Origin of the sequence: Pseudoduganella violacea (assembly GCF_014191875.1) — a bacterium.
In the GTDB taxonomy this organism is placed as follows: Bacteria; Pseudomonadota; Gammaproteobacteria; order Burkholderiales; family Burkholderiaceae_D; genus Rugamonas; species Rugamonas violacea_A.
Genome location: NZ_JACHXD010000002.1, coordinates 462,127 through 483,962 on the forward strand (window position 1 = coordinate 462,127; position 21,836 = coordinate 483,962).

Annotated in this window: 18 protein-coding genes and 1 tRNA gene; 11 read left to right on the forward strand and 8 right to left on the reverse strand. The window is 63.2% G+C overall.

Annotation, left to right across the window (positions count from 1 at the left end; all coding sequences use genetic code 11):
• Positions 1–48: 48 nt before the first annotated feature.
• Entirely contained in the window at positions 49–648 is a 600-nt protein-coding gene (locus FHS03_RS05125; protein WP_183439921.1) for a winged helix-turn-helix domain-containing protein, read from the reverse strand.
• A gap of 266 nt (positions 649–914) precedes the next feature.
• Here FHS03_RS05125 and FHS03_RS05130 point away from each other — a divergent pair, with 266 nt between their 5' ends.
• The gene (locus FHS03_RS05130; RefSeq protein WP_183439922.1) at positions 915–2,039 is read left to right on the forward strand and encodes a branched-chain amino acid ABC transporter substrate-binding protein; all 1,125 of its coding nucleotides are present in this window, start codon (positions 915–917) and stop codon (positions 2,037–2,039) included.
• Positions 2,040–2,052: 13 nt separating this feature from the next.
• On the opposite strand, the gene FHS03_RS05135 is transcribed toward FHS03_RS05130, so the two are convergent.
• The 7 genes from FHS03_RS05135 to pepN all read right to left on the reverse strand — a co-directional run bounded on the left by FHS03_RS05135 (position 2,053) and on the right by pepN (position 11,859).
• Positions 2,053–3,783 (reverse strand): methyl-accepting chemotaxis protein, encoded by a 1,731-nt coding sequence (locus tag FHS03_RS05135; RefSeq protein WP_183439923.1) that lies wholly within the window; start codon positions 3,781–3,783, stop codon positions 2,053–2,055.
• A 53-nt stretch (positions 3,784–3,836) separates the two neighbouring features.
• Positions 3,837–6,023, reverse strand: coding sequence for a DEAD/DEAH box helicase (locus tag FHS03_RS28500; protein WP_183439924.1), 2,187 nt, complete (start codon positions 6,021–6,023; stop codon positions 3,837–3,839).
• The gene (locus FHS03_RS28045; RefSeq protein ID WP_183439925.1) at positions 5,981–6,976 is read right to left on the reverse strand and encodes an AAA family ATPase; all 996 of its coding nucleotides are present in this window, start codon (positions 6,974–6,976) and stop codon (positions 5,981–5,983) included. The genes FHS03_RS28500 and FHS03_RS28045 overlap by 43 nt, the downstream gene beginning before the upstream one ends.
• 164 nt (positions 6,977–7,140) lie before the next feature.
• On the reverse strand, positions 7,141–7,779 hold the full coding sequence (locus tag FHS03_RS05150) for a CCDC90 family protein (RefSeq protein ID WP_183439926.1): 639 nt from the start codon (positions 7,777–7,779) through the stop codon (positions 7,141–7,143).
• Positions 7,780–7,885: 106 nt separating this feature from the next.
• Positions 7,886–7,961, reverse strand: a tRNA-Thr gene (locus FHS03_RS05155).
• A gap of 83 nt (positions 7,962–8,044) precedes the next feature.
• The gene (locus tag FHS03_RS05160; protein ID WP_050411726.1) at positions 8,045–9,046 is read right to left on the reverse strand and encodes a class 1 fructose-bisphosphatase; all 1,002 of its coding nucleotides are present in this window, start codon (positions 9,044–9,046) and stop codon (positions 8,045–8,047) included.
• A 41-nt stretch (positions 9,047–9,087) separates the two neighbouring features.
• Positions 9,088–11,859, reverse strand: a complete 2,772-nt coding sequence (pepN, locus tag FHS03_RS05165; protein WP_183439927.1) for an aminopeptidase N — start codon at positions 11,857–11,859, stop codon at positions 9,088–9,090.
• A 175-nt stretch (positions 11,860–12,034) separates the two neighbouring features.
• Between pepN and FHS03_RS05170 the strand changes: the two genes are divergently transcribed.
• The 10 genes from FHS03_RS05170 (at position 12,035) to FHS03_RS05215 (ending at position 21,836) form a co-directional block, all read left to right on the forward strand.
• Positions 12,035–12,679, forward strand: coding sequence for a DUF4136 domain-containing protein (locus FHS03_RS05170; RefSeq protein ID WP_183439928.1), 645 nt, complete (start codon positions 12,035–12,037; stop codon positions 12,677–12,679).
• Between the two features lie 708 nt (positions 12,680–13,387).
• Entirely contained in the window at positions 13,388–14,263 is an 876-nt protein-coding gene (locus FHS03_RS05175; RefSeq protein ID WP_183439929.1) for a DUF6202 family protein, read from the forward strand.
• A gap of 61 nt (positions 14,264–14,324) precedes the next feature.
• Complete coding sequence (locus FHS03_RS05180; protein WP_183439930.1) at positions 14,325–15,587, forward strand: ATP-grasp domain-containing protein; 1,263 nt, start codon at positions 14,325–14,327, stop codon at positions 15,585–15,587.
• 37 nt (positions 15,588–15,624) lie between these two features.
• Positions 15,625–16,437, forward strand: a complete 813-nt coding sequence (locus tag FHS03_RS05185; RefSeq protein ID WP_183439931.1) for a phytanoyl-CoA dioxygenase family protein — start codon at positions 15,625–15,627, stop codon at positions 16,435–16,437.
• A 123-nt stretch (positions 16,438–16,560) separates the two neighbouring features.
• Positions 16,561–17,757, forward strand: a complete 1,197-nt coding sequence (locus FHS03_RS05190) for a fatty acid desaturase (protein ID WP_183439932.1) — start codon at positions 16,561–16,563, stop codon at positions 17,755–17,757.
• Between the two features lie 84 nt (positions 17,758–17,841).
• The gene (locus FHS03_RS05195; RefSeq protein ID WP_183440058.1) at positions 17,842–18,159 is read left to right on the forward strand and encodes a (2Fe-2S) ferredoxin domain-containing protein; all 318 of its coding nucleotides are present in this window, start codon (positions 17,842–17,844) and stop codon (positions 18,157–18,159) included.
• A 33-nt stretch (positions 18,160–18,192) separates the two neighbouring features.
• Positions 18,193–18,645, forward strand: coding sequence for a DUF2000 domain-containing protein (locus tag FHS03_RS05200; protein WP_183439933.1), 453 nt, complete (start codon positions 18,193–18,195; stop codon positions 18,643–18,645).
• Entirely contained in the window at positions 18,642–19,067 is a 426-nt protein-coding gene (locus FHS03_RS05205; protein WP_183439934.1) for a hypothetical protein, read from the forward strand. The genes FHS03_RS05200 and FHS03_RS05205 overlap by 4 nt, the downstream gene beginning before the upstream one ends.
• A gap of 56 nt (positions 19,068–19,123) precedes the next feature.
• A complete protein-coding gene (locus FHS03_RS05210) occupies positions 19,124–20,590 on the forward strand; it encodes an MATE family efflux transporter (RefSeq protein ID WP_183439935.1) in 1,467 nt (488 codons plus the stop codon).
• Between the two features lie 22 nt (positions 20,591–20,612).
• Complete coding sequence (locus tag FHS03_RS05215) at positions 20,613–21,836, forward strand: 8-amino-7-oxononanoate synthase family protein (RefSeq protein WP_183439936.1); 1,224 nt, start codon at positions 20,613–20,615, stop codon at positions 21,834–21,836.

The following is a 21,836-nucleotide window of genomic DNA, read 5'->3' on the forward strand; positions in this document are numbered from 1 at the left end:
TAAGTCCCGCGCTTATGACATTTGCTGACCGAGGCCGCCTTGCTTAATTTACGGGTCGATGATAAGCACATCATCGAAAGAAAAACCGCGCACCCGCACGGTATTGAGCGGAAGTTTAATTCCCAGATGGCTTTCTATTTTCTGGCGCAAACGGCGCACCATGGTATCCAGACGATTCTGGTCATAGCTTAGATAATCCTCGCCAAATGTCTGCACAATTTTTTTGCGCGAAACCGTCTCGCCAACTTCTACCATGGTAAAGATTTTCATGAAATCAAACTCCAGGCTTGTCAGTTCGACACCTGCGCCATTTGGCGCCTCCAGGCGGCGATGGCGCAGGCCGAGACGCCAGCCGGGAGCCAGCTGCCGCGCCAGATCCATGATGCAACTAAGCAGCTGTGGCTGACCGGAACTGGCACTGAGCATCGCGGTATCCAGGATCGTGACGCCCTTCGGCGGCGCGGACGGGACGGCATGGTCTATCTGGTCTGAAGAGATATGGCCGGACTGCCGAAATTCGGCTTGCAAGCGCCGGCAACAGGCGCCCACATTATCAACTTCAATCACATGATAGCCAGCTTGCCGAAAAATCGAGCGCAATTCATGGGTGCGTTGTGGACCGCATCCCAGTAAAAGTAAATCTGTCATGAACCTCTTCGCCTTATTATATTCACAAGGAAATGTTATGGCAAAGATTATTTTTCATTCTGACAATAACTGACCGATAATGGCAAAACCTGACCATTATAAAGTTGCGTTTCAGTCTTTTTTCTGGCTAAGGCAATTATTACCTGGCAAATCAACGACGCACGGCCAGCATCTGCGGCGAAGCTCGGAATCGACTGCATTTTCCTTGCCCTCTCCACTGGATCGTGGATAATTCAGCGCAAGCCAACCAATCAGAAGGAGACCTAATGAACTTAAAGCACACCGTGGGCGCGATTGCGCTGCTGGGCATGGCCGCTGGCGCCGGCGCGCAGGACATGCTGGTCAAAATCGGCCACACCGGCCCCCTGTCCGGCCCCCAAGCCTTCTCCGGCAAGGACAATGAAAACGGCGCGCGCCTGGCGGTCGAGGAATTGAACGCCAAGCCCATCACGGTGGCGGGCAAGAAGCTCAAGTTCGAACTGCTCTCCGAGGACGATCAGGGCGATCCGAAAGCCGGCGTCACCGTGGCCCAGAAGCTGGCCGACAATGGCGTGAAGTTCGTCGTCGGCCCGTACAACTCGGGCGTCGCCATGCCCGCCTCGCGCGTCTACAGCGACGCCGGCATGGTGGTCTCCACCGTCGCCACCAATCCCAAGATCACCCAGCAGGGCTACAAGAACCTGTTCCGCGTGAACGCCAGCGACACCCAGCTGGGCGCCAAGATGGCCCTGTACACGGCCAATGAGCTGAAACTGAAAACCGTGGCCGTGATCGACGACCGCACCGCCTTCGGCCAAGGCCTGGCCGAGGAATTCAAGAAGCAGGCGCGCCAATCCGGCCTGGCGGTGGCCGGACACGAATTCACCACCGACAAGTCCTTCGACTTCACCTCGATCCTGACCAAGCTGAAAACCAAGAAGGTGGACGCCATCTTCTTCGGCGGCTACGCACCGCAAGGCGCGCCAATGGCGCGCCAGATGAAGCAATTGGGCATCAACGCCAAGCTGCTCGGTGGCGACACCATCTGCACCCCGGAGATGGGCAAGCTGGGCGGCCCGGCCGTCGGCGACAATGTGCTGTGCGTGCAGGGCGGCGCCCTGCTGGAAAAAGCCGCCGCCGGTCCCGCTTTCAAGGCCAAGTTCAAGAAACGCTTCAACGCCGATCCCGACGTCTACGCCGCCGCCTACTATGACGCGGTGCAGATGTACGCCGCCTCGATGCAGAAAACCAGTTCGGTCGATCCGGCCAAGGTCGGCGCCGATATTTCGGCCAACAGCTACAAGGGCGTGACCGGTACCTATGCCTTCGACGGCAAGGGCGATATGAAGCAATCGCCCGTCACCATCTACACCTTCAAGAACGGCCAGCCGGCGGCCATCGCCAGCTTCTAAGCCTCGGCATCAATCAGGCTCTGGCCCTGGCTGCCCGGAGCGGCACCAGGGCCGTCGCAGCGCTGCGCTGTAACGCGCCGCCCTTCAGGCGGAAGATGCTGACCGCCTTGCCCAGCGCCTGCGCCTGCTCTTGCAGGCTCTCGGCGGCGGCGGCGGCCTGTTCGACCAGGGCCGCGTTCTGCTGGGTGATGGAGTCCATCTGGCTGATGGCCACATTGACTTCGCCGATGCCGCTGCTCTGTTCCTGGCTCGCGCTGGTAATGTCGCCCATGATGCCCGCCACCTTATGCACCGAGGCCACGACGCGTTGCATCGTCTCGCCCGCCGCATCGACCAGCCGGCCGCCCTCCTCGACCCGCGCCACCGAAGCGCCGATCAGCTCCTTGATTTCCCGCGCCGCCGCCGCGCTGCGCTGCGCCAGATTGCGCACCTCCGAAGCGACGACGGCAAAGCCGCGTCCCTGCTCCCCGGCGCGCGCCGCCTCCACCGCCGCGTTCAACGCCAGAATATTGGTCTGGAACGCGATGCCGTCGATGACGCCGATGATGTCGCTGATGCGCGCCGAGGAATCGCGGATCGCGCCCATGGTCGACACCACCTGCGACACCACGCTGCCGCCTTGCTCGGCGACGCTGGCCGCATCGGCCGCCAGCCGGTTGGCCTGCTGGGCATTGCTGGCGTTCTGCTGCACTGTGTCAGTCAGGGTTTCCATCGCGCTCGCGGTCTGCTCCAGCGAACTGGCCTGCGATTCCGTGCGCGCCGACAGGTCGGCGTTGCCGCTGGCGATTTCGCTGGTGGCGACCGTCATCTGGTCGGTGCTGCTGCGGATATTGCCGATCATCTCGGCCAGGCTGCGGTTGATGTGCTGCATGGCCTGCAGCAGCTGGCCGATTTCATCATTGCGGCTGGCGTCGATATCGTGGCTCAAATCGCCGGCCGCGATGCACTTGGCCGTGTCCACCGCCTGCTGCAAGCCGCTGCGGATATAGCGGTAGGCGAACAGCAGGCAAGCCACCGACGCCAGCACGGACAAGCCTTGCAGCCACTCCGCCAGCGCCTGCGCGCTCTCGAAGGCCGCCGTGGCCGTCGCCACCTCAGCACTGGTGCGCTCATCCAGCAGGGAGAGAAAGTCGTTCACCGGCCGCATGATCTTGGCCTTGTTCTGGTGGTAGGCCTGGTCGTGCATGATGCGGCGCGCCATTTCCGGATCGGGATCGCCGCTGCGCGTGAAGCCGCCCTTGCCATCGTCGAAGCGGCCCTTGATCGCGTTCATGGCGATCACCTCGGTGCGCACCAGCTCATTGGAATTCGCCTCCGCCTCCTTCAGCTTGGCGAACTCCTTGTCGCTGAAGCCCGCGCGCTTCATCAGCTCCTGCAGCGACACGGTCTGGCCGGAAGACGGCGGCAAAGGCGCATTGGCCGCCGCAAAGTCCCAGTAAATGCGCTCGTAATGCTCGGGGCGCGGCTTCTGGCCATTGCGGATGGCCAGAATATCCAGATACTGCCGCTCGTAGCGCTCCTCTCCCGACACCACGTAGGTGCGCGCCAGCCGGGTCAGATCGTCAGAACTCTGCCTCAGCTCATCGGCCAGGAGATAGGATTGGTAGCGCGAATCGGCCGCCTGCCGGGCTTCCGCCTGTTTGGCCGAGACCCGCAGCAGGGATAGCATCGTGAGCGCCGCCAGCACAACGGTGATGATGAAGAGCGCAATGAAGATGCGCTTGATGGAGAGATTCGAGTACATGGTGCATCTCCTCTGGGGTCAGGAAAGGACACTATCGGTACGGCTATCTCATATTAAACTACAAGTCTTGCTTTTCGTGCGCCCGCCAGTTGTGCTCCCCATTGCGGGTGAAATAGATATCTTGCCAACAGTCCCGAAGGCCGGCTGCTCTTCGTTTTGTCGAACAAAGCCGCGTTCCCGATCACCAGGAAGCTGTCCTTGGCGCGCGACACCGCCACGTTCAGCATATTCGGCTTCTGGTCGTAAAAAGCGCTGCCCGTAAAGGATGGGCCATACGTGGGCGAGAAGATGACGATGCTGCGCTCCGCCCCCTGTAAGGCATGCACGGTGCCCACCGTCAGGCGCGCAGACTTGTGCAGCAGATCGGGCGTCTCCTTGCGCAGCAGCCTTTGTATGGCTGCCGCCTGGGCGGCAAAGGGCGTCACGATGCCCAGCAGCTTCCACAAAGGCGTGGGCTGGCCCGATTCATCGGCATAGTGCCGTTCGATATCGGCGCGGTTGGCCTTGATCCAGTCCACAATCGCCTGCGCCTCCTCGGGATTCTGGCGGCTGGCGCCGGCCTTGCGGTCCTGGCCCGCCACATTCAGCCAGCCGAACGGCGGCAGCAGGCGCTGCTCCGGCGGAATGCGCGAGCGCAGCGCCTGCAAGCGTCCCGCGTAAATCAGCTCATTGCAATAGCCGATCAGCTCCGGCACGCAGCGCCGGTGTTCGGTCAGCATCAGGCCGCGCATATCGCGATATTTCCGCACGCGGCAAGCCTGGTTCGCCACGCGCATCAGGCTACCGCTGGCCGGCGTGTAGCCGCCCTGCTCCATCGCATCGTAGCGCGCGTCCGCCACATCGGACAGCAGGCCGAATTTCACCGCATTGGCGCGGTCGCAACCTTCGCCATTGTTCCACACCGGCTCGATCTGATAGGTGTCGCCCACCACCATCGCCTTGCGCGCCAGCGCGAACATGGACGCGCCGACGTCCGGCGCAACCTGGCCCGCCTCGTCCACGATCAGCAGATCGATGGTATTCCAGAACGGCATATCGCGGCCCTGCCAGGCCGTGAAGAAGGCTGGCGCCATGTGGAAGTTCGACACCAGGCATGGCGCGAGCTTGGCAAAGCGGCGGTATTTGGCCTCCAGCCTGACGCGCCCCTTGGAATCGCTTTCGCCGGCAATCAGGCGCTGGCGCATTTCCAGCAGCCACTGGCCCGACCAGTAGCGGTCGGCCAGTCCGAACATCACCGCGCGGATCATGATGTCGATGGCGTCGTTCAAGTCCTTCAGCGCCATATCGCGCATGGCTTCGTAGCCGTCCTGCAGCGCCTCCAGCCAGCGCTGGAAGATGCCGTCGATTTTCACCTGCGCCTGCTGGGCCGCTGCGCGCCGCTGCGTTTGCGCGGCCAGCCCATGTTCCACTTCCGCGCGGCGCTCCTTGAGCGCAAGCAGGGCTTGGGATCGGTGGCGCGCCGCCCTTTCGCGCAGCGCCTTGAAGTGCTGCTCCAGGCCATCGTCGCGATGCCGCAGATCGGCCGTCAGCGCATTCGACAGCAGGAAATGGCGGTCGCGCGCCTGGCGGCGGCGCAGCACCGGCGGCAGAAAACTCAGTAAATCCATCCACCACGGCGTGCTTTCCAGATAGGCCAGCCAGGCCTTCTCGGCGCGGTCGATCTCCTCGCGCATGCGCTGATGGCTGCCTTCCAGCACGCGCGCCTGCTGCTCTTGCGCATGCAGTTCGCGCTGCGCCGCTTCGATGGCTGCCTGGGCCGCGTCGATCAGCGCCTGCTGTTCCGCCAGCAGGCGCTTGCAGGAGACTTCCGCGCCTTCGCCGGGATCTTCTCCCGCCGCCCTGAACACGGCGTAGCGCGCCGCCACGATGTCCTGCATTTTGCGCTGGAGGTACTGCAAGGTCCGGCGCAGGGCCGCGCTCACGCCCTCCACCGTATCTTCTTGTGGGAACAGGGCCGTGGCCTTGCCCAGGTAATACTGCTCGGCGCGGGCGACCGCTTCCGGCGTCTCGTGATCGGTGAAGGAATGGTTCCATGCCGTGCAGGTCGGATGGTGGCTTTCGCGCGATTCGGAAGCGAGGAAGAGGCCAAAGCCGCCCTGATACGGCAGCCAGCGTTCATGGCCGTTCTCCGCGCCGATCTTGGCAAAGCTGTCGAGCACATTCTCCACCGCCTTGACGTTGGTGGACGCCACCAGGATCAAGGGGCAGTCGGCGCCATATTCAGTGCGGCATCCACCCACAGCTGGGCCACCACGCTTTGCAGCAGCGTGGTCTTGCCGGTGCCGGGCGGGCCATTCACGGCCAGGATGGCGCCGTCTTTCAACCGCGCCAGCTCCACCATCGCTTCGCGCTGCGAGGGCGAAAGCGGATGTTCACGGTTGATATGGCCAACGGTATTGGCGTGCCACGGCTCCGCCTCGGCGATGGTGGGCGGCGGCGCAGCCGGACGTTCGCCCACGGTACGCAGGCAATCCAGCAGCGGCAGCGCCGGCTGGTCGCCGATGATCTGGTCATACAGCCGGATCAGGTGGCGTGCCACGACGGGCGGCTCATACGGCAAGCCATGCCACTCCGACACCAGCTCATGGCCTTCCAGCGCGAACTTCGGCAGCGGCGCGCCATCTTCGGCAGCCGGCAACAGCGGCAAGGCGGCGCCCGTCACCTGCATAAACAATTCCGAGGCGATCTTCAGCGCGTCGCCCAGCGAGGCCGCTTTGAGCGGCAAGCTACCGATGAAACGGTCCTGGCTGGCCAGCTCGCCGACAACGACCGGTTTCATGGTCGGCGCCAGCAGGTCGCGCGGAATCCAGGGTTGGCGTTCGGGATCGGGCCGCAGCACGCCGGAACGCTCCAGCAGGCAGGGAATGCAGACCAGCGTGCGGCCAAGGTGGATATCGCCCGCGCCCCATTTCACGCCATGGCGCACCTGCTCGGAGAGCCGGGCCGGAATCAGCAGAAATGGAATGGCCCGCGCTTCCTTGCCATCGGCGCGCGCCTTGCTGGCGGCGAACTGCGCGGCGGTCCAGGCGGCAACGCTGGGCGCGGCCTGCCGCACCCGCCACTCCCCATCCTCAAAGCCAACCGCCAGCGGCTTGCTGGCCGCCGGGATTTCGGGATGCAGCAGGCTGACCTCCGCCAGCGCGGCGCGCCAATACGGCAAGGGAATGCGATCGATAGTGCTGGCTCGGTTCATGCGCAAGCGGTTTTATTATTGGTTGAGGTGGTACGGCGCCGCATGATAGCGCATCGGTGGAGAAGGCGAGGCCAAATCCCCCTCACCGCTTATCTGCGCCAGCGCCGGAGCGCAGGCATGCAAGTCGCTTTCTGCGCCTTCGGCGACAGACGCCTTGCGCCGGGTCAGTGGGCGTATCGCAGCACCGCCAGCACCACGCCCGTCTGTATCGAACATACCGTGCTGACGATGGCGAGCGTCCAGCGGATGTTCGACCATTTGGCCGCCTCGATCTTTTCGCCGAGTTCCTGCCTCAACTCGGCCGCTACACAATCGATCTTTGCATTCAGCTCTGCAGCCACCCGGTCGATCTTCGCATCCAGCTCCGCCGCCACCTGCTCGATCTTTGCATTCAGCTCCGCGGCAATCCGGTCGATCTTTGCATCCAGCTCAGTCGCAACGCAGTCGATCTTCGCATCCAGTTCCGCCGCAACGCGGTCGATCTTCGCATCCAGCTCCGCCGCAACGCGGTCGATCTTTGCATTCAGCTCCGATGCAACCCGGTCGATTTTCACGTTGAGTTCACTGGCAACCCGATCAATCTTGTCATTCAAGATCCGGACGGCTTGATTGACCGTCGCCTCCAGCCATTGCCGCTGGTCCCTTCCTTTATCCTGCTGGGCTTCCACGGCTTGGCTAAGCACAGCCACTTCCTTCATGACTTCTCCCGTCACCTCGGCTTGCAGATTGGCCTGTTCTGCGGAAAAGCCGACTGCGACCAGGCGCTTGGAATAGTTGTGGCTATCAAAGTCTGCGGCACTCATGATGTGCTCCATGATATTGGATTGCCTCTTCACCAATCGTTAGACCACGGACGAAAAAAAAGGTTGCAAGCCGAAGCCTGCAACCTTTTTCTTTACTGCCAAATTCTGGTGCCGGAGATAGGAGTCGAACCTACGACCTTCGCATTACGAATGCGCTGCTCTACCAACTGAGCTACACCGGCAAAGGCGCTCATTCTAGCAAACAATTCTGCTGTTTTGCTAGTGTTGCGCGCAAATATTGTTGCTTAGATTGCAAATTCAGCGTTTATTCGTGGTGATAGCCCGTCACCACGGCCACTTCATCGCGCGAACCGAGGAAGACCGGCACGCGCTGGTGCAGCTTCTCGGGCTGGATGTCGAGGATGCGGTGCTTGCCGTCGGTGGCCATGCCGCCCGCCTGCTCCACGATGAAGGCCATCGGATTGGCTTCATACATCAGGCGCAGCTTGCCCGGCTTGGACGTATCGCGCAGGTCGGCCGGATACATGAAGATGCCGCCGCGGTTCAGGATGCGGTGCACGTCGGCCACCATCGAGGCGATCCAGCGCATATTGAAATCGGTGCCGCGCGGGCCGGTGGCGCCGGCCAGCAGCTCGTCCACATAGCGCTTGACCGGCGGATGCCAGTGGCGCTGGTTCGACATATTGATGGCGAATTCCTTGGTCTTGGCCGGGATCTGCATATTGCGCTGGGTCAGCACCCAGGAACCCATCTCGCGGTCCAGCGTGAAGCAGTTCACGCCATTGCCGGTGGTGAGCACCAGCATGGTCTGCGGGCCGTACACGGCGTAGCCGGCGGCGACCTGCTTGCTGCCGGCCTGCATGAAGTCCTGCTCGCTCGGATCGGCCATGCCTTCCGGCGCGCGCAGCACCGAGAAGATGGTGCCGATCGAGACGTTGACGTCGATATTGGAGGAGCCGTCCAGTGGATCGAACAGCAGCATGTATTCGCCCTTCGGATAGCGGTTCGGGATCGGGTGGATCGATTCCATCTCCTCCGACGCCATGGCCGCCAGGTGGCCGCCCCACTCATTCGCTTCCAGCAGGATCTCGTTGGAGATCACGTCGAGCTTTTTCTGCACCTCGCCTTGCACGTTTTCCGATTCCAGCGCGCCGAGCACGTCGCCCAGGGCGCCCTTGCCCACCGAGTGGCTGATGGTCTTGCAGGCGCGCGCCACCACTTCGATCAGCAGCCGCAGTTCGGCCGGAATGCTGTGGTGCTGGCGCTGTTCTTCGACCAGATATTGAGTAAGGCTGATACGTTTCATGAAACTTCCTTTTGGTTTTAAATTCTTGATATGGCGCTCTCTTAATTCGCCAAGGCCTTGCTGACCACTTCCATCACATCGTTCGACAGGGGCGACGTGCCGGCCACCTGTTCCAGCGCGCGCCGCATATGCACTTGCAGCTCGGGCGCGTAGCGGCGCCAGCGGTCCATGCTGCGCGCCAGACGCGCCGCCACCTGCGGGTTGAGCGCATCGAGCTTGATCACATGCTCGGCCCAGAAATCGTAGGCGCTGCCGTCGGCCGCGTGGAACTGGCTCGGATTGCCGTTGCAGAAGCTGAAAATCAGGCTGCGCGCGCGGTTCGGATTTTTCAGCGTGAAGGCCGGATGCTTCATCAGCTCGCGCACGGCCGCCACGTCGGCATGCGGCGCGGTGGCCTGCATGCCGAACCATTTGTCCACCACCAGGGCTTCGTTGAGGAAGTCCTGATAGAAGCGGTCCAGGTACTTGCCGGCGTCGGCGCCGCTGTGGATCAGCGCACTCAGTGCGGCGGCGCGGTCGGTCATATTGCCGGCGGCGTCGAACTGCTGCTGCGCCAGGCGCAGCGCGGTCTGGTCGGGCGCCACCATCAGGTAAGACAGCGCCAGATTCTTCAGCGCGCGCTTGCCGGCCGAGGCGGCGTCGGGGCTGTAGGCGCCCGGCGTCTGGTTGGCCGCGTACACGGCCAGCAGCTCGTTGCGCAGCACGGTGCCGAGGGTGCGGCGCATGAACTGGCGCGCGGTGTGGATGGCTTGCGGGTCGACCACCTCCATATGCTCGGCGATCACCGTTTCCGACGGCAGGATCAGGGCCTGCTCGCGGAAGGCGGCGTCCAGCGCGGTATCCGTCAGCACGGCGCGCTGGGCGGCGATGAAGGTATCGTCCAGTTCCAGGCGCTGGCCGGCGGCTGCCGCCGGCACCAGCTTCAGCAGGCGCTCCAGCGCCAGGCGCTGGCCCGCTTCCCAGCGGTTCACCGGATCGCTGTCGAATTTGAACAGGTGCAGCAGCTGGTCGTCGCTGTAATCGCATTCCAGCACCACCGGCGCCGAGAAATCGCGCAGGATGGACGGCGTCGGCGCTTCTTTCACACCGGTGAAACGGAAGGTCTGCTCCGCCTCCGTCAACTCCAGCACCAGCGTCGTCACTGCCGAGTCCGTCGGGTCGGCCGTCCCGCCCACCGTGGGGTCAGACCCCGTTCGGACACGAACTCGGCTCGTATTTCCAGTCGAGCTTGTGTCCGATTGGGGTCTGACCCCATGGTGGACACGGGCTCGACTGGAAGGGGCTTCCAGCGTCAGCGGCAGGTCTTTGCCGTGGGCGTCGAGCAGGCCGACGGCGACGGGGATGTGGAAGGGCAGCTTGTCGGCCTGGCCGGGCGTGGCGGGGCAGCGCTGGCTCAGGGTGATTTCGTAGGCATGGGCGGCGGCATCGTAACGCGTGCGCGCCGTCACAACGGGCGTGCCGGCCTGGCTATACCAGCGTTCGAACTGCTTCAGATCGCGGCCGTTGGCGTCGGCCATGGCGGCGCGGAAGTCGTCGCATTGCACCGCCTGGCCGTCGTGGCGCTGGAAGTAAAGGTCCATGCCTTTGCGGAAGCCGTCGCGGCCCAGCAGGGTCTGGTACATGCGCACCACTTCGGCGCCCTTTTCATACACGGTGACGGTGTAGAAATTATTGATCTCGACGAAGGAGTCGGGCCGCACCGGGTGCGCCATCGGCCCCGCGTCTTCCGGGAACTGGGCCTGGCGCAGCGTGCGCACCTGGTCGATGCGGGTCACGGCGCGGCCGGTGTCGGTGCCGATCATATCGGCCGAGAATTCCTGGTCGCGGAAGACGGTCAAGCCTTCCTTCAGCGACAGCTGGAACCAGTCGCGGCAGGTGACGCGGTTGCCGGTCCAGTTGTGGAAGTATTCGTGGCCCACCACCGCTTCGATGCCGGCATAGTCGATATCGGTCGCCACGCGCGGATTGGCCAGCACATACTTGGTGTTGAAGATGTTCAGACCCTTGTTTTCCATCGCGCCCATATTGAAGTCGCTCACCGCCACGATCATGAAGCGGTCCAGGTCCAGCTCCAGGTTCCAGCGTTCCTCGTCCCAGCGGATCGAGTTCTTCAGCGACTGCATGGCGTAGTCGGTCTTGTCCAGATTGCCCTCTTCCACCCACACCTGCAGCAGCACTTCGCGGCCCGACTGCAGGGTGTAGCGCTCTTCCTGGCAGACCAGGCGCGCCGCCACCAGGGCAAACAGATAGGACGGTTTCTTGAACGGGTCTTCCCATTTGGCGTAATGGCGGCCGTCGCCCAGCTCGCCCTCTTCCACCAGATTGCCGTTGGAGAGCAGCACCGGGAACTGTTCCTTGTTCGCGCGCAGCATCACCGTGTATTTGGCCATCACGTCGGGACGGTCGGGGAAATAGGTGATGCGGCGGAAGCCTTCCGCCTCGCACTGGGTATAGAAGCTGCCGTTCGACACGTACAGGCCGGACAGCGTGGTGTTCTGGTCCGGCGCGCACAGGGTTTCGATTTCCAGCACCACATTGAGCGGCGCCTTGCGGATGGTCAGCGTATTGGCGCCCAACAGGTACTGGCCCGGCGCCAGCAGCGTGCCGTTCATGCGCAGCGCCACCAGCTCGATTTCCTCGCCGTGCAGGACCAGGTCGCGGCTCTTGCTGTCGGGGTTGTGACGCAAGGTGACGCGGTTGGCCACGATGGTGCGGGCCGGATCGAGGTCGAAACCTAGTTCAACAGTTTCTACCAAGTAACTAGGAGGGGTATAGTCTTTACGGAAGATCGTCTGAGGGCTGTCGGTGCGCATAGGGTTTCGAGAGACTGAGACAAAAAGCTATTTTACCAACACCGGGCGCAGGGGACGCCCGATTCTTTTCCGGTTTCCCGGCCTCCGTAACATTCTGTAATAATGAAGCGGAGAGCCTCCCTTAGTTCTAAACTAATCGGTAGGAAAGAAATCTTTTTATCAGGGGAGCAAGATCATGAAAGCCTTGGCCATCGTGGTTGCAGCAGCCAGTCTGTTGCTGAGCGGCTGCGCCACTACCATCCGCAGCAATGTCACCGTGTTCCACGAGTGGCCTGCGGACACCCAGGACAAAACCTATGTCTTCGAGACCCCGGCCCCGGCCGAGGACACGCTGGAATACCGCAGCTATCTGAACCTGGTCAGCGGCCAGCTGGCCAAACTCGGCTTCGCCCAGGTCGGCGCGCCGGAACAGGCCAAGCTCAAGGTCGGCATGCAGTTCAGCACCATCGACCGTCCGACCAAGGTCTTGCAGAGCACCGATCCCTTCCTGGCCTCGCGCTACTACTCGCCCTGGGGCTATCCGCGCTTCGGCTGGGGCCCGTACTACCGCTACCGCTATTACGGCTACTACCGTCCCTACTACGACCCCTGGTTCTACGGCCCGACGGAGTTCCGCGAAGTCATCCAGCACAACTACGACCGCAATCTGCGCGTCACCATCAACAGCATGAACGGCAAGAAGCTGTTTGACGTCACCGTGCAAAACACCAGCCGCAAGCAATCGACGCCCGCCGTCATGCCGGCCCTGGTGCAAAGCGCCTTCACCGGCTTCCCCGGCGAAAGCGGCAAAGCCCGGCGCGTCGACCTCGACATCGAATAAAGCCGCCGCCACGCATCAGAAAGCGCCTCTATCGAGGCGCTTTTTTTCGCCCATGAAAATAACGGCGCAACTGCAAATCTGCCAGCCATTCAAAATACCTCATTTAAATTTCCAAAAATACACAGCAATTTACCAAGAAACATATGTTAATAAAAATAGACAAAATCCCTTAATTTGTTTTATTTTTAACAAACACAAAAACACAACAATAAAATATTCGCAATGTGACAATCCGATAGAATCATCACAAAGTGTTTACGTATAATTTGTCCAACCCAGCCAAATAAGTAAGGTTGCTTTTAAATATATAGGAGGAACCATGAAAAGTCCGCAGCAGGCGCTCGCGCCTACGCTACTTTTTCTTGCACCATCCCCTTCTTCTTGCAGCCCCGCCTATCGGTTGGTTCTCGCATCACTTAGACCCTCGTTGTAAAGTCAATGGTTCACCTTGCAGCGCAAGTAATAATCATGGCTGATCGATTTTCCTTGCGCCAATAAAATACAGCTAGATAAAAAGCGGCCATAAACAGGTTTGCTTTCAGCAAAACGAAGTCGCTGATTTAAAAATCAGTCTTCGTTCGCTGGCAATGTATTGCCTTAATATTTTTATTAATATTTTACCGGGGCATGGCGCGCACCAGGCCAAGCGCTTGCGTTATGCCGTTCAAAAGCAATATCAACCATGTGCTGAAGGTCTTTTGGAAAATCATGACAAACAATACCGTTATTAATGTAGACAGCTCGGCGCAAGAGCTGAGCAGCCAGGGTAAATTCGATGCGCAAATCGCCGACTGCATCGCGCGCGCCGGTTTGCTGCGGGAAGACAACGCCTTCTTCGTCCGCGCCAAACGGGTGCAGGAAATCGACGCGCTGTCGTCCCTGCGCATCGCCCACGGCTGGCGCGAAATGACCAAGGCCTTCATGTTCACGTCGGTTGCCGGTCTCGGCGTGATGGCGCGCCAGGCCGATCTGGAGGATTACCCTGCGGTCGATATGCTGGAAGCCATGCAGACCATCTTTACCGTGATCGGCGACGACTTCAGCAACATCATGCCGGCCTTCCAGAAGGTCGCGCCGCCGGGTCCGGCCGGCATGCACTACGCCTGGTGGGAAACCGATATCGTGGTGCCGCTCAAGGAGCGCCTCGGCGCGCCGCACAATGACACCACCCATATGCTCGGTTTGGCCGCCCAAAAACTGATCGCCAATATGCGCGCCCTCATCGACGAACCGCTGGGCGCGGCAGTCCAGCTGCGCGTGGTCGAAGCGATTGCGCTCGACATCACGGTGGCCTTCAAGCGCGTCCTCACCAAGACCCAGGTCGACGGCGAGCATGTGTTTACCAAGGGTCCGCAATTCGCCTGGATGGATTCGCATATCGAAGCCGAAGTGGCTCACCACAAGGCCGTCAGCGATCACGACACCGGCACCACCGGCCTGGCCGACACCGACGCCCAGCGCGCCGAGATGCTGCGCCTGACCGAAGAGTATGCCGCGAACTGGAACGCTGCCCTGACGGAGTTCGCCGACTATCTGGACACGGCCAAGCTGGCGCCCGCCGCCGATCTGGAAAACGTCTCCTGAACCGTACTGCCTGCCCAGCGGGCGCCAGGCGCCCCGCTGCCATCACATCAGAGAGGATTCTGTGGAATACCGAAAATACACCTGCGTCATTGTGGATGCCTATTCGACGGCCCGTCTGCTCGCGCCGGCATTTGCAACCCTAGGTTATGCCAGCGTCCATATCCAGACGCTGCCAACCTTGAGCGCGGCGCAGCAGGAGGTGTTCCGTCCCGACGATTTTCGCGAGTCGATCAAGTACGACGGCGATTTCGCGCAGCTGTGCCGCCATCTGAGCCAACGCTACCCGCATATCAAATGCATCGTCGCGGGCATCGAATCGGGCGTCAGCCTGGCCGACCGGCTGTCGGAGCGCTTTGAGGTGGCCAGCAACGGGGTGGAATTCAGCGCCGCCCGGCGCGACAAATACATCATGGCCGAAACCGCGCGCCAGGCCGGCATTGAAGTCATCCCCGTTCTCAAGTCGGGCGATGCGGACGCGGTCTGCGCCTGGGTCCGCGAACGGCAGCTGGAGACGGTGGTGCTCAAGCCGAAGTCCAGTTCCGGCACCTTCGGCTTCAATATCTGCAGCGGCGAGGCGGAAATCCGCAGCACGTTCGCGCGCCTGCACAACTCGAAGGACATCTTTCAGGACGTCATCGACGAGGTCTTGGTACAACCGCTGATCGAAGGCCAGGAATTCGCGGTCAACTGCGTCAGCGCGGCCGGCCGCCACTATGTGAGCGACATCTGGCGCACCGACAAGCGGCGCTGCGGCCAGTCCAAGGTGTACGAGAAAGAAGTGCTGGTCTACGCCGAAGACCCCAGCTTCGAACTGCTGACCGACTACGTCAAGCGCGTGCTGACGGCGCTGCGCATCGCGCACGGCCCGACGCACACCGAAGTCATGCTGACGCCGGAGGGCAAGGTGCTGCTGATCGAAAGCGCGGCGCGCATGATGGGGGCGCTGGACGTCTCGATGGTCACGGCGGCACTCGGCCACAACACGGTGCAACTGACGGCGGAGGCCTATCTGGCGCCGCAGCGCCTGCTGCAGCGCCTGGAGGCGCCCTACCCGCCGCTGCGGCGCCAGGCCAATATGATCCAGATGCTGTCCAGCGCCAGGGGCCAACTGAAGCGGATCGATCTCGCCAGCCTGCAGGCACTGCCGTCCTTCCACGGCGCCGATGTGTTTTGGCAGCCCGGCGATGCCGTGGTGCCGACCATCGATTCGTATTCCAGTCCCGGCCTGCTGTTCCTGAGCCATAGCGACCCGGCCGTCATGGCGGCCGACTATGCGGCGGTGCGCGACATGGAAAGCCGCAACACCCTCTACGTTCTCGAATAAGCACCGCTCTTTAACCCAATATAAAGGAATCCGCGCAATGCTGACAACAGAGCATCTAAAACAATTTGCCGAAGATGGCTATTTTGTCTACCCCGGCTGCCTGAGCGAACGCGCCGTGCGCAATCTGCGCGCCGAAACCGACATCTGCGCCGCCGACCGCGAAGACCCGGGCCTGGTGCGGGAAAAGGATGGCGATACCGTGCGCGGCATGCACGGCATCCACCTGCGCAACGAGATGATGTCCAAGCTGTGCCGCCACCCCACCCTGTTGGCCCTGGCCAAAGGCGTGCTCGGCGAAGACGTGTATGTGCACCAGTTCAAACTCAATATCAAGGCCGCCTTCGTCGGCGATGTGTGGGAATGGCACCAGGACATGACCTTCTACCACCGCGAGGACGAGGTCCCGCATCCGCACTTCCTGACCATCGCCGTGCTGCTGGACGACGTCACCGAATTCAATGGCCCGCTGCTGCTCATTCCCGGCTCGCACAAGGAAGGCTTCAAGGATTCGAACAAGCACACCATCGAAGCCTATGACGCCGAAAGCTCCTGGCTCAGCAACACCACCGCCAAGCTGCGCTACACCGTCGAGCATGATACGCTGCGCCGCCTGGTCCATACCCATGGCCTGGCCGCGCCCAAAGGCAAGGCCGGCGACATCATCGTCTTCCACGCCAATGTCTTCCATGGCTCGGGCGTGAACATGTCGCCGTTCGACCGCCGCGTGGCCTTCATTTCCTATAACAGCGTCAAGAACCCGCCGCAGCCGACCCGCGCACAGCGCCCGGAATTCCTGTGCGCGCGCAATTGCGCAGCCTTGCAGCCTTGCCATGACGAAGTCTTGATGTAAGCGCGGCAGAAACGGGGCGGCCCCGGCGGCCACCCGCTTTGCCGGCGCGACAGGCCCCAACAACCTTCGCCACCGGCGCCCTGCGACGCGGCGCCGTGGCGGTAACGCTATATAGCTGGAATCATGGAAGATACTCAGATCGCCACGTCCGACGCGGCCACGGGAACCTTGGTCCGCCAGTCCTACCTGCGCTTCGGCCGCTGGAGCCAGCCGTTCTGGTCCTGGCTGACCGGCAAGCCCCTGCCCGGCGAAGCGCCCTGGCTGAGCGTGGCGCCGGCCTATATGGTGCTATGGACGATTGCGGCGCTTGTCTTGTTCAGCGCGCTGCACCTGGCCCTGCTCGGCGCGGCCGCGCCGCAGCTGGTCCTGCTGGGCTATCTGCTGACGCCGGTCTTCGCCGTCGGCCTCGGTGGCGGCTGGCGCATGGTGCAGGTGGTGTATGCCCACCATGCCATCCACAGCACCCTGCTCGGCGCGCAAGCCCCGGCCAATCTCGTCGCGGCCAAGCTGCTGACCGTGTTCGCGCTGGCGCAGAACCAGGACGAGTATGAGCGCGAACACCTGGACCACCACCGCCGCAATATCTTCACCACGCTCGACGACGCCGACGCCGCCCTGCTGTACAAATTCGGCATCCGGCCCGGCATCCCCTTGCCGCGCCTGCGCTACCGCCTGTTCACGACGCTGTGTTCGCCGCGTTACCACCTGTGGTTCCTGAAGGCGCGCCTGCTCTCGAACCTGCGCCGGCCGCTGGGCTGGAAGTGCCTCGCGCTGGCCTGGATGGCCACCGTCTTCGTTGGCCTGCCCCTGGCGTTCGGCCTGCTGCCCGTGCTGCTGGCGCTCTGGCTGCCGCTGATCCTGGTCTACCAGATGAGCGCCCTGCTGCAGTTTTCCACCGAACACATGTGGCTGCTCAGCGCCCGCGCGCCCTATGGCACGCAGGGCTACGCGCAACGCTGCCTGGGACGCTTTTGCGGCGAAATGGTGCCCGGCTGCGGCGGCAAGCCGGGCGGCCTGGCGGCATGGCTGGGCTGGAGCAGCCGCCTGCTGCTGCTGCACCTGCCAACCCGCCTGTGCGTGCTGGTGGGCGATCTGCCGGCCCATGATTGGCACCATCTGTGCGGCCAGGTGCGGCACAGCCCGGAGGCTTGGCCATCCGCCATCTATGAACGCCAGCGCGCCATCGATAGCGGCCTCTCGGCCGGCATGGAGTTGCGCGAGCTCTGGGGGCTGCCGCAGATGATCGCGCATGTGCTGGCGGCGATGGCGCGCGCGCCGGCCCTGGAACTGGCGGCCCAGCCGTGGGCGCGCGAGGCCTGAGGCGCATGCAGTAAGACAGTAGCACCCTGCGGGGCGTGCGCCGGCCTGGCACGCCATAGTCGAGAACCGATGAATGAGATCACCATGAGCGACGACCAGTTTTATCCCCAGCACGTGTTCTTTTGCACCAACCAGCGCGAGGAAGGCCGCAGCTGCTGCGGCGGCTTCGGCGCCCAGGCGGCCCAGGAGCATGCCAAACGCCGCATCAAGGAGCTCGGCCTGAGCGGGCCGGGCAAGGTCCGCATCAACAAGGCCGGCTGCCTCGACCGTTGCCAGGAAGGCCCGCTGCTGGTGGTCTATCCGGCAGGCGTCTGGTACACCTATGTGGACGACAACGATATTGACGACATCATCGACGGCCACCTGCTGGGCGGCCAGATCGTCGAACGGCTGCGCGTGTAAAGCGCGGCACCGCCACTTTTGACAAAGGATGGTATGGCATACGAGAACACCCCATGCAAATTTGTGGCCGTGGTCAATCGCAAGCACCCGCTGCCGGTGCTGATGAATGCCCTGGCCCATGCTTCGAACGGCTTGACGGCCAAGACCGCCGGCCGCGACAAGCTGCTCGACTACCCGAACCCAGCCAGCGGCTTCGCGGCCAAGATCAGCGAATACCCGTTCATCATTCTCGAAGCCAAGAACGGCAACCAAATCCGCAACCTGCTGCCGCAGGTGATGGCCGACGACAGCCTGGACTACAACGTGTTCACCACCTCGATGATCGGCGCCTCGGCCGCGCTGCAAATCGAGGCGACACAGGCGGCCGGCGGCGAGCAGCTCGATTTCGTGGTGCTGCTCATGTTCGGCGAGCGCGACAAGGTCGAACCGTTGGCCAAGAAATTCTCGCTGCTCAAAGCCGCGCCACCCCAACCGGAAACGCCATGATCCAGATCGAACAAATCTATGAAGCCTATAAGGCCCAGTTGGGCGCCCAGGCCTGGCCCGAGTACACCGTGCCCGGCGGCAAAAGCGCGGTCAGCCCGGACGGCTTGCGCTGCCTGGTCTTGACCGATGGCCGCTATCCCGCCGCCGCCGAGGGTTACCACGTCAACGACACCATTACCGAAACCGAAGAAGTGCTGTGGGGGGCCGCCGTGGTCGAACTGGTCGAGCCCTTCGAGCTGTTCACGCTGCAGGCCGGCGAGCGCGCGGTGCTGGCGCCGGGCCGGCCGTATTCGGTCAGCGGCAAATGCTGCAGCCTGATTCATATGGACCGCCGCTGGGACAGCCAGCAAAAGCGCTATGTCAGCGTCAGCCCGGAACGGGCCGAAGTGGTGCGCGCCCTGCTCGCGGCGCTGCCCGGCTGAACCGGTATCCGCCCGCGCGCCACGGCCGCGTTTTTCCTCCAACTTTTTCCGCTCCCATGCCTTCCGACTCCCCTCGCAACTTCCACGCCATCCGCCAGGAAATCCGCGCCCTGTGGCAATTGGCCTGGCCGATTCTCATTGCCCAGCTGGCCGCCGCCGGCATGGGCGCCTCCGACGTCGCCATGACCGGCCACGTCAATCCGGCCGAACTGGCCGCGGTCGCCCTCGGCGCCTCGCTGTGGATCGTTGTCTTCGGCACCCTGGTCGGCCTGATGATGCCGGTCAACGCCCTGGTGGCGCACCAGTACGGCGCCGGCGCCCTCGACCAGATTCCGCGGGTGGTGCGGCAAGCGCTGTGGATGGCGCTGGGCATCGGTCTGCTGGCCGTGGCCGTGGTCAATCTGGCCACCGCCGCCTTCTACCATATCGGCTTGCCCGATGACGTGGCCGCCCACGCCGCGCGCTTCGTGCAGGTGATCAGTCTCGGCCTGCCGGCGCTGACCGCTTACCGCACGCTGTACGGCTATAGCGCCAGCATCAACCAGACCAAGCCGATGATGATCATCGCGCTCGGCGCCCTGGCCCACAATATCGTCGTCAACTGGCTGCTGGTGTATGGCCATTGGGGCTTGCCGCGGCTGGGCGCCATCGGCTGCGCCATCGGCACGGCCAGCGGCCTGTGGCTGATGCTGGGCGGCATGCTGTGGTGGTTGCGGCACGCGCCGGCCTACCGCGCCAGCTACCCGCTGTCGCACTGGGAAGGACCGGACTGGACGGAAATCCGCGCCATGCTCAAGCTGGGCGTGCCCATGGGCGTGACCTATTTCGCCGAAATGAGCGCGTTTTCCGCCGTCTGCCTGTTGGTGGCACGCTTCGGCGTTGATGCGGTGGCGGCCAACCAGATCACCTTCAACTTCACCTCCCTCATGTATGTCGTGCCGTTCAGCTTCGGCGTCGCCATGGTGACGCGCGTCGGCCACGCGCTGGGCGAGGGCAATCCGCGCCGCGCCCGCTTCGTCTCGCTGACCGGGGTCGGCGTGTCGGTCGGCTTCGCCCTGCTGTCGGCCGCGCTGATGGCCTTGTTCCGCCATGAGATCGCGGCAGCCTATGTGGCCGATCCCCGGGTGATCGACATGACGGCCGCCCTGCTGCTGCTGGGCGCATTCTTCCAGCTCTCCGACGCGACCCAGGTTGCGGCCTCGTGGGCGCTGCGCGGCTACAAGGTCAGCCAGCTGCCGATGATCATCCACCTGACCTCGTTCTGGGGCGTGGCCCTGCCCCTGGGCTGCCTGCTGGGCCTGGGCTGGCTGCCAGCCTGGTTCCCCTGGCAGCCACAGCCGCTGGCGGCGACCGGCTTCTGGATCGGCCTGGCCGCGGGGCTGACGGTGGCGGCCGTGCTGCTGATCGTCCTGCTGCAGCGCCTGACCCTGCGCCGCATAGCCGAGGCCGAGGCCAAGACCGGGGGCGTGCCGCTACCGGCGGAGCGGACGGCACGGGCCGAAGCCACGCTGGAACAAACCTGACCGCCACTCACGGAGACCTGCCATGGATGTGCTGCACAGCAGTGGACGCAATGCGTATCGCAACAATAGCAAGATGATCGAGGTCGGCAACCGCTTCTGGTCCGATTCGGCGGCGCACGGCCTGATGGGCATCGTGGCCAACCGCCGCGGCGACAACCGCCTGCTCAGCGAGGACGGCCACGCCTTCATCAATTTCGGCTGCTGCTCCTATCTGGACCTCGACTGCCATCCGGCCATCCTCGCCGGCGCCCATGCCGCCCTGGACCGCTATGGCGCGCTCGATCACTGCACCTCGCGCGTGCGCGTCCAATTGCCGGCGCTACTGGAACTCGAAGCGGCGCTGGGCGAACTGTTCCAGGCGCCCATCGTCACCGCCATTTCCGCCTCGGCCGCCACCACCGGCTTGCTGCCCTTGCTGGCCTCGGGCCATCTGACGCAAGGCCAGCGGCCACTCATGGTGTTCGACAAGCACGCCCACTTCGGCATGAATCTGATGAAGCCGGTTTGCGCCGATGAAACCGAGGTGCTCACCTGCCCGCACAACGACCTGAATTTCATCGAGGACGCCTGCAAGCGGCATGCCAAAGTCGCCTACGTGGCCGACGGCACGTACAGCATGGGCGGCCATGCGCCCTTGCGCGAGCTGTTGGACCTGCAGCAGCGCTACGGTCTGTTCCTGTACTTCGACGACTCGCACGGACTCAGCATTTACGGCGAGCAGGGCCAGGGCTTTGTGCGCTCGCAGATGCCGGAGCTGAACGCCGATACCATCATCCTGACCACCCTCAACAAGGCTTTCGGCACCAGCGGCGCCGCCATCATGTTCGGCCCGCGCGGCGATGCCGCCGCCCAGCTGCTGGCGCGTTTCGGCGGGCCGCTGACCTGGTCGCAGCCGATGAACACGGCCGCCATCGGCGCTTCGCTGGCCTCCGCCGCCCTGCACCGCACGCCCGAGCTGCAGCAGCGCCAGGCCGCCCTGCTCCGCAATATCGCGCTGTTCGACGCCCAGGTGCAGACCGAACAGCGCGGCAACCGCTTCCCGATCAAGCTCGTCACCGTTGCCAACGACCGCGTGGCGCGCTGCGCCCAAGCCCTGTACGCGGCGGGCTTTTACGTGCCGCCGGTGTTCTTCCCCATCGTGGCGCGGGAGGCGGCCGGCCTGCGCGTCATGCTGCACGCCAACAATACGCCGGAAGAGATTCTGCGCCTGACGGCCGCCATCCACGCTTGCCTGCAGGAGGAGTGA

What these genes read in the sequence shown, in the direction of transcription:
- FHS03_RS05200 (WP_183439933.1), top strand. Translation starts at nt 18,193, where the DNA reads ATGGCATACGAGAACACCCCATGCAAATTTGTGGCCGTGGTCAATCGC.
- pepN (WP_183439927.1), bottom strand. Translation starts at nt 11,859, where the DNA reads ATGCGCACCGACAGCCCTCAGACGATCTTCCGTAAAGACTATACCCCT.
- FHS03_RS05130 (WP_183439922.1), top strand. Translation starts at nt 915, where the DNA reads ATGAACTTAAAGCACACCGTGGGCGCGATTGCGCTGCTGGGCATGGCC.
- FHS03_RS05205 (WP_183439934.1), top strand. Translation starts at nt 18,642, where the DNA reads ATGATCCAGATCGAACAAATCTATGAAGCCTATAAGGCCCAGTTGGGC.
- FHS03_RS05170 (WP_183439928.1), top strand. Translation starts at nt 12,035, where the DNA reads ATGAAAGCCTTGGCCATCGTGGTTGCAGCAGCCAGTCTGTTGCTGAGC.
- FHS03_RS05195 (WP_183440058.1), top strand. Translation starts at nt 17,842, where the DNA reads ATGAGCGACGACCAGTTTTATCCCCAGCACGTGTTCTTTTGCACCAAC.
- FHS03_RS05135 (WP_183439923.1), bottom strand. Translation starts at nt 3,783, where the DNA reads ATGTACTCGAATCTCTCCATCAAGCGCATCTTCATTGCGCTCTTCATC.
- FHS03_RS28045 (WP_183439925.1), bottom strand. Translation starts at nt 6,976, where the DNA reads ATGAACCGAGCCAGCACTATCGATCGCATTCCCTTGCCGTATTGGCGC.
- FHS03_RS05160 (WP_050411726.1), bottom strand. Translation starts at nt 9,046, where the DNA reads ATGAAACGTATCAGCCTTACTCAATATCTGGTCGAAGAACAGCGCCAG.
- FHS03_RS05190 (WP_183439932.1), top strand. Translation starts at nt 16,561, where the DNA reads ATGGAAGATACTCAGATCGCCACGTCCGACGCGGCCACGGGAACCTTG.
- FHS03_RS05215 (WP_183439936.1), top strand. Translation starts at nt 20,613, where the DNA reads ATGGATGTGCTGCACAGCAGTGGACGCAATGCGTATCGCAACAATAGC.
- FHS03_RS05185 (WP_183439931.1), top strand. Translation starts at nt 15,625, where the DNA reads ATGCTGACAACAGAGCATCTAAAACAATTTGCCGAAGATGGCTATTTT.
- FHS03_RS05210 (WP_183439935.1), top strand. Translation starts at nt 19,124, where the DNA reads ATGCCTTCCGACTCCCCTCGCAACTTCCACGCCATCCGCCAGGAAATC.
- FHS03_RS05125 (WP_183439921.1), bottom strand. Translation starts at nt 648, where the DNA reads ATGACAGATTTACTTTTACTGGGATGCGGTCCACAACGCACCCATGAA.
- FHS03_RS05175 (WP_183439929.1), top strand. Translation starts at nt 13,388, where the DNA reads ATGACAAACAATACCGTTATTAATGTAGACAGCTCGGCGCAAGAGCTG.
- FHS03_RS05150 (WP_183439926.1), bottom strand. Translation starts at nt 7,779, where the DNA reads ATGAGTGCCGCAGACTTTGATAGCCACAACTATTCCAAGCGCCTGGTC.